Genomic DNA, 6,432 nt, shown 5'->3' on the forward strand with positions numbered 1-6,432 from the left:
CTCACCACTGCGACATCCTTGAAACCGGCAACGACTCCTACCGCTTCAAACAGCGCAAGAAATCAGCCTGATACCCTGGTCAAAATTGGACGCTGTTGGGTGGTCAATTTTCGACGCTGTTTGACAGCACGATAAGCCCATCGAGGATCAGGATATTCTCGAAGCGCTCACCGAAGGACAGCCAACACGCATTTTTTTCCAACCCATTTTCGCCATCGGGGACGCGGTGGACGAACCTCTAAAAAACCTGCTGCTCGAACGGGTTGCCATGGAAGTGCTGGCACAACTGAACATCGGTGATCGCTGGGTCATGGCGCGAGATTTTCTCGGTATGGTCGAGCGGCGCGGGCAAGCCGAAACCTTCGATCGCCAACTGATGAAAACGCTCATCAGTCCGCAAGTTGCCACTCATTGCAACGGCCTGATCTTCGTCAACATTTCACCCCGGACCGTACGTGCAAAATCATTCCTTGCGGATGTCGCGCACCTGATGGACACCGCCGGCATGGCGCGCAGTCGGCTCGTGTTCGAGTTGAACGAGCGCGAATCGCTGGCCGACCTGAACCTGTTCGATCGGTTCATCGAGGAACTGCACGGTTTTGACTTCAAATTCGCGATTGACCAGACGACCCCAGGGCACTGGATTTTCCAGCACCTGCGTCGTCACCCCGTTGATTATGTGAAAATCAATGCCGATTGGCTCACCAATCGCAGCCAGATCGCCAGAGATCGGGCGTTTATCGACAGCCTGCTGGGTCTCGCTCGGGCGTTGTCCGTCATCATTATTGCGCAGGAAATCCAAACGCCCGAACAACTCTCTGCCGTGCGGGCGGCGGGTATTTCCTGGGTTCAGGGGCCGTTATTCGCACAGGAGATGCCGCTGGCCGAACTCAGCCCCACAGACGATGAACCAACGACAGAGACGGACACCGCCACCTGAGCCTCACCCCGGATCAACACGCGCCAAGTGCGTGGATCAGGACGCGAGCCGAATATCTTTGAGCGTCTTCAGTGCCGCCGCACGCGCCGTTTCAATGAAAGCCACCACATAGGCCTGGTCACACTCTTGCCGACGCAAAGCAAGATAAAGCGTCGCATGGATACCGTCCTCGCCCAATGGGCGCGCCACGATGCTGCCTTGCGCGAGTTCATCGACGATGGCCCAGGCAGGCAATGCGGCCACCCCCCGGTTACTGGCAACCCATTGGGCAATCATCACGGTCAGCTCCGAGCTTCGCGTCGCCGCCGGTTCAACACCGGCAGGCGTTAAAAAGCGGGAAAAAATATCCAGCCGGTTACGATTCACGGGATAGGTAATCACCGTTTGCGAAGCCAGCATTTGCGGTGTAATGACTTTTTCTGCGACCAGAGGGTGCTGCGGTGAGAGTGCAAGCACGACTTCATAGTGAAACAGGGGAACAAAACTGATTTCCGGATCATCGACAGGATCAGAGCTGACTACGACATCCACGAGGCCACGCTTGAGCGCATCGAGTGCATCGAAGCTATGAGACAGCGATAAATCCGTATCGATATTCGGCCACTGTTCGCGGTAGGCATTCAGGGTCGGCAGAAGCCATGAAAAGCAGGAGTGGCATTCCAGCGCAATAAACAGCCGCCCGGTATCACCACCTGCCAACTGACGCAGATCGCGATCGAGTTCGTCCATCAGGGGCAGTAATTGCGTCGCCGCCTGCAAGAAACGACGACCGGCCGGCGTGGGCTGCATGGGCCGCGAGCGGCGGGAAAACAGCATCAATCCGTAATAATCCTCAATCGCGCGAATCTGATGCGACAACGCAGACTGCGTCAGATGCAGCTGCTCGGCGGCCAGCGCCAAAGAATCACTCTCGGCCACCGCGCGGATGGTGCGCAGGTGGCGGATTTCGAGAAACATCAGCAGCCCCAGCCGGTCGCGATCATGCGGAATCTCGCGGTGTTTTCATCGTCACCAGTTCCTCTGAAGAGGTGGGATGAATGGCGACCGTGGCATCGAATTGGGCTTTGGTCAGCCCGGCTTTCACAGCGACGGCAAAGCCTTGCAGCATTTCGTCGACACCATCACCGACCAGATGCAGGCCGACAACACGCTGATCCTCACCCACACAAACCAGTTTCATCGCCGTTTTGAAGCCTTGCGCGGACAAGGCATAACGCATGGGCGTGAAGCGGGTCTCATAGATGGTCACCGCCTCATCGCCGAATTCTTTGCGCGCGGCCTCCTCGGTCAGGCCAACGGTACCAATCGGCGGATGGGCAAAAACGACCGTAGGAATGTTGCTGTAGTCAAGCTTGGCCTGTGTTTTCCCATTGAAGAGCCGCTCGGCCAGCTGCCGACCCGCCGCGATGGCAACCGGTGTCAGCGGTGCCCGCCCGGTGATGTCGCCAATGGCATAAATACCGGGCACATTGGTGTTCTGGTAGTCGTCGGTCGGGATAATGCCGTTTTGCTGCACAGTCACGCCGGCCGCCTCAAGCCCCAGCGCACGTGTGTTCGGCGCACGGCCCACGGCCCAGATGATTTCATCGAAGGGCCCGAGTTTTTCACCTTCTGACGACTCGATGAACTTGCCCGCCCCGGTCTGCGTGAGCGCCTTAACCCGGAAAGGCAATTTCAAAACCACGCCCAGATGATGCAAATTCTCGGTGGCAACTTCGCGAACCATCTCATCGAACGGCGCGATCACCGATTCGAGCATATCCAGCAACGTCACCTCACTGCCGAACGAACACAAAACGCCAGCCAACTCGACGCCGATATACCCGCCACCGATCACGGCCACGCGCGGTGGCAGCTCGGTCAGTTCAAAAAAACCATCCGAGGTAATGCCCAGCTCCTTGCCCGGCACCGGCGGCACGAAGGGCACACCGCCCGTGGAAAGCACAATATGCGGTGCGGTATAGGTTTGCTCGTTCACGGCCACGGTGGTCGCCGAGGTCAGCACGCCCTTGCTCTGAATGACCGTGATACCCAACTCCTGTGCGTATCCGCCCCAGTAATTGCGGATGTTGTTCACAAACTGATTGCGCCCGGCGACAAGCTTGCCGAAATCGATCTGATCGTGCACGGCAGGGAAACCCCAGCCTTCCGCCTCGTGCCGTGCATGCGCCATGTTGGCGGCATACCACATGACTTTTTTCGGCACACAACCCAGATTCACGCAGGTGCCACCCAAATGGGCCGGTTCGATCACGGCGACACGCTGGCCGTACTGCACCGCGCGCTCCGCCACGGCCAAACCGCCGGAACCACCACCTAATACAATCAGATCGAATACTGTGCTCATAAGGAATTCCTATCGTATCGGCCTGTTCGGCCTGCTTTTGGATTTGAAAAGTATCGACGTTTTGTGTCACCGAAAACGAAGCGGACGGCTCAGACCATACGCTTGAGTTTCGGTTCAGGCCCGGCGTTTCGAGCCTGAAAACGGGGCTCATCGTATTATTGATTGGCCGCCAACCATTCGGCCAGCTTGTCGCTACCGCCAATCAATTTGCCGTCGATGAACACCTGCGGAACCGATTCCGAACCCGTCGCCGCACGCAAGCCGCGCAGATTGACGTGCTCGCCGACCAGAATTTCATCAAAGACCATGCCTGCGTCGCGCAACATGCCTTTGGCACGCGCGCAGAACGGGCAGGTACGGCGGGAGAACAGCATGACAGAATGTGGTTTTACGGCATTCGGCGCCAGCCAGTCGAGCATGGTATCGGCATCGGAGACTTCATACGGGTCGCCTTCGACATTCGGCTCGATGAACATTTTTTCGATCACGCCATCCTTGACCAGCATGGAATAACGCCAGGAACGCTTGCCGAACCCCAGGTTTTCCTTGTCGACCAGCATGCCCATGCCTTCACTGAATTCGCCGTTGCCGTCGGGAATGAACCGGATGTTCTCGGCCTTTTGATCCGCCGCCCACTCGTTCATGACGAAGGTGTCGTTGACCGACAAACAAAGAATTTCATCCACGCCGTGCTTGAAGAACACCGGTGCCAACTCATTGAAACGCGGCACATGGCTCGAAGAGCAGGTCGGCGTGAACGCACCCGGCAGAGAAAACACCGCCACGGTTTTGCCCTTGAACAGATCGTCGGTGGTGACATCGACCCATTGATTATTTTCGCGCATACGGAATGTGACGTTTGGTACGCGTTGGCCTTCACGGTTTTCGAGCATAACGATCTCCTTAAAAATTGATTACTGAACAACAATGCAATGATCTGACCTGCAAATCATTGAACTTTGATGACAATAACCCAACAATTCATACGGTCAAAATTGAAAGTTTGGATAAATTTGATAGAAATAAACTATCAAAACCAATTCCTCGCCTCAATCTATGCAAAATGTGCCGGAATCGATTCAGCCGCCCAAAGCGACTCAACCGGCTCACGGGCGCGAATCAAGCTCGCGCCGCGCTCATCGACCAATACTTCCGCCGCCCGGCCGCGCGTGTTGTAGTTCGAGGCCATGGAAAAACCATAAGCTCCCGCGCCCAGAACGGCGATCAAATCGCCTTGCGCGAGTGCCAGATGCCGTCCATGACCGAGGAAGTCACCGGTTTCACACACCGGCCCCACGATTTCCCAGTCGCGTGCTGGCGTCGTTGCATCAGGCTTGACCGCTTCAATCGCCATGATGCTGCCATAAAGCGCCGGTCGCATGAGATCGTTCATCGCGGCATCGACAATCGCAAACGATTTTCCGTCGGATGGATGCGGTTTGAGATACTCGACGCGGCTGAGCAACACCCCAGAGGGGCCCACCAGAAATCGCCCCGGCTCCAGCATCAAGGGCAGGTGGCGCGCAATGGGGTGCCGATCGACGACCGATGTGATGGCATCCACCCAATCGGCAGCGGATGGAGGGCGTTCGTCGGTATAACAAATACCCAAACCACCACCTAAATCAAGGTGCGCCAACTCGATCCCCTCCAGCAGGAGCGTATCCAGCAGCGCGAGCACACGCCGGGCCGCATCGGCAAAGGGCGATACATCGGTGAGCTGCGAACCGATATGGCAATCGATACCCACCGCTTTAAGATTCGGATCGCGCGCGATATGGCGATACAAAGCGGGCGCCTGCTCGATGGGCACGCCGAATTTGTTGTCCTTCAAACCGGTTGAAATGTACGGATGCGTTTTGGCGTCCACATCGGGATTCACCCGCAACGAAACAGGGGCGATGACACCGAGTTCAGCCGCCACTTCACTGATTCGAACCAACTCCGCCTCGGACTCGACATTCAAGCAGCCCACGCCCGCGCGCAAAGCCTGCTCGATTTCGGCGCGGGTTTTGCCGACGCCCGAAAATACGATTTTCTCCGGAGCGCCCCCTGCTTTGAGCACGCGCGCCAGCTCTCCGCCGGACACAATATCGAACCCGGCGCCCAATCGGGCCAGCAGGGCGAGAATGGCGAGGTTGCCGTTGGCCTTCACCGCATAGCAAATCCGGTGCGGACGGTCGCCAAACGCGCTCGTCAGTTCTGCGTAGGCCCGCTCGATGGCCGGGCGGGAATACACGTAGGTCGGCGTACCGAAGTCGACGGCAATCTGGCCCAGCGCATGACCTTCCAGGCACAAGGTTTGATCTGCGGCACGGGTCAGATGGTCGTAGGGCAATGCGGTCATATCAGGATTTACCTGCGGTTTGAGAGGTCGTCGACGCGGGTGCATCAGATGGCATGACCAAGGGGCCTTTTTGGCCACAGGCGGTCAGAAAAAGACAGAAAAGGCTAATCACCAGTGGCCATGTATATGGGCTGGCTTTAGCGTGAAAGCGGTGGTAATTCATAAATAAAGGGCTACTCGATAATGACCAAATCGGGAGTTCAGTTGGAAGTGTGCCGATGCCCGTGTTTTTTGTCCATGCTGCTAGGAGCCTGTCGGACTTTAGGAATCGCAGCGAAAATCAAGCTGGGCGAGGGCAGATTTTGCCACTTTTGCAGGGTAATAGCGGGTTCTATTGCCCTAAAAAGCGGTGAAATATGCACCGTTCAGATGGATTTGCAGCCGATTTCCCTAAAGTCCGACAGGCTCCTAGTACCCGCTGCATAAACGCAGAGAGCTCTTAGAGCCGGTAAATCCCCCCCTGCCCCCCTTTTTCAAAGGGGGGTGAATCCGTTGTTTTTCGGGTAAGTGCACACCCTTTTTGTAACAAGGGGGTGAAGCGCACTTAATTTTGCAAGTGCGCATCCCCCTTTGTAAAAGGGGGAACGAGGGGGATGTACGAGGACTCCGTGGGTGCGAATTCCTTGGCTCAAACCAGATCGAATCGATCCAGATTCATGACCTTGGTCCAGGCGGCCACAAAGTCATTCCTGAATTTTTCCTCGCCATCTGCACTGCCATAGACTTCCGCCAGTGCCCGCAGCTCCGAATTCGAACCGAACACCAGATCCACCCGGCTGCCCGTCCATTTGAGCTGAC

6 protein-coding genes are annotated in these 6,432 nt (G+C 56.7%); 1 reads left to right on the forward strand and 5 read right to left on the reverse strand.

What is annotated here, in order from left to right; translation table 11 throughout:
- The first annotated feature begins 190 nt into the window (after positions 1-190).
- Positions 191-940, forward strand: a complete 750-nt coding sequence (locus PHD44_RS10565) for an EAL domain-containing protein (protein WP_367182026.1) — start codon at positions 191-193, stop codon at positions 938-940.
- A gap of 36 nt (positions 941-976) precedes the next feature.
- On the opposite strand, the gene PHD44_RS10570 is transcribed toward PHD44_RS10565, so the two are convergent.
- From PHD44_RS10570 to PHD44_RS12745, 5 genes are all read right to left on the reverse strand, one after another.
- Positions 977-1,897: a LysR family transcriptional regulator gene (locus tag PHD44_RS10570; RefSeq protein ID WP_300191385.1), complete on the reverse strand. Its 921-nt coding sequence runs from the start codon at positions 1,895-1,897 to the stop codon at positions 977-979.
- 22 nt (positions 1,898-1,919) lie between these two features.
- Positions 1,920-3,287: a glutathione-disulfide reductase gene (gene gorA / locus PHD44_RS10575; protein WP_300191386.1), complete on the reverse strand. Its 1,368-nt coding sequence runs from the start codon at positions 3,285-3,287 to the stop codon at positions 1,920-1,922.
- A gap of 155 nt (positions 3,288-3,442) precedes the next feature.
- Positions 3,443-4,180: a glutathione peroxidase gene (locus PHD44_RS10580; RefSeq protein ID WP_300191388.1), complete on the reverse strand. Its 738-nt coding sequence runs from the start codon at positions 4,178-4,180 to the stop codon at positions 3,443-3,445.
- Between the two features lie 161 nt (positions 4,181-4,341).
- Complete coding sequence (gene lysA / locus PHD44_RS10585) at positions 4,342-5,634, reverse strand: diaminopimelate decarboxylase (protein ID WP_300191391.1); 1,293 nt, start codon at positions 5,632-5,634, stop codon at positions 4,342-4,344.
- Position 5,635: 1 nt separating this feature from the next.
- The gene (locus tag PHD44_RS12745) at positions 5,636-5,797 is read right to left on the reverse strand and encodes a lipoprotein (RefSeq protein WP_367182025.1); all 162 of its coding nucleotides are present in this window, start codon (positions 5,795-5,797) and stop codon (positions 5,636-5,638) included.
- Positions 5,798-6,432: the final 635 nt, after the last annotated feature.

Source organism: Halothiobacillus sp. (assembly GCF_028710545.1).
Lineage (GTDB): Bacteria > Pseudomonadota > Gammaproteobacteria > Halothiobacillales > Halothiobacillaceae > Halothiobacillus.

Excerpts from the sequence above, each read along its gene's own strand:
- PHD44_RS10570 (WP_300191385.1), bottom strand. The coding sequence starts at position 1,897 with ATGTTTCTCGAAATCCGCCACCTGCGCACCATCCGCGCGGTGGCCGAG.
- gorA (WP_300191386.1), bottom strand. The coding sequence starts at position 3,287 with ATGAGCACAGTATTCGATCTGATTGTATTAGGTGGTGGTTCCGGCGGT.
- PHD44_RS10580 (WP_300191388.1), bottom strand. The coding sequence starts at position 4,180 with ATGCTCGAAAACCGTGAAGGCCAACGCGTACCAAACGTCACATTCCGT.
- lysA (WP_300191391.1), bottom strand. The coding sequence starts at position 5,634 with ATGACCGCATTGCCCTACGACCATCTGACCCGTGCCGCAGATCAAACC.
- PHD44_RS12745 (WP_367182025.1), bottom strand. The coding sequence starts at position 5,797 with ATGAATTACCACCGCTTTCACGCTAAAGCCAGCCCATATACATGGCCA.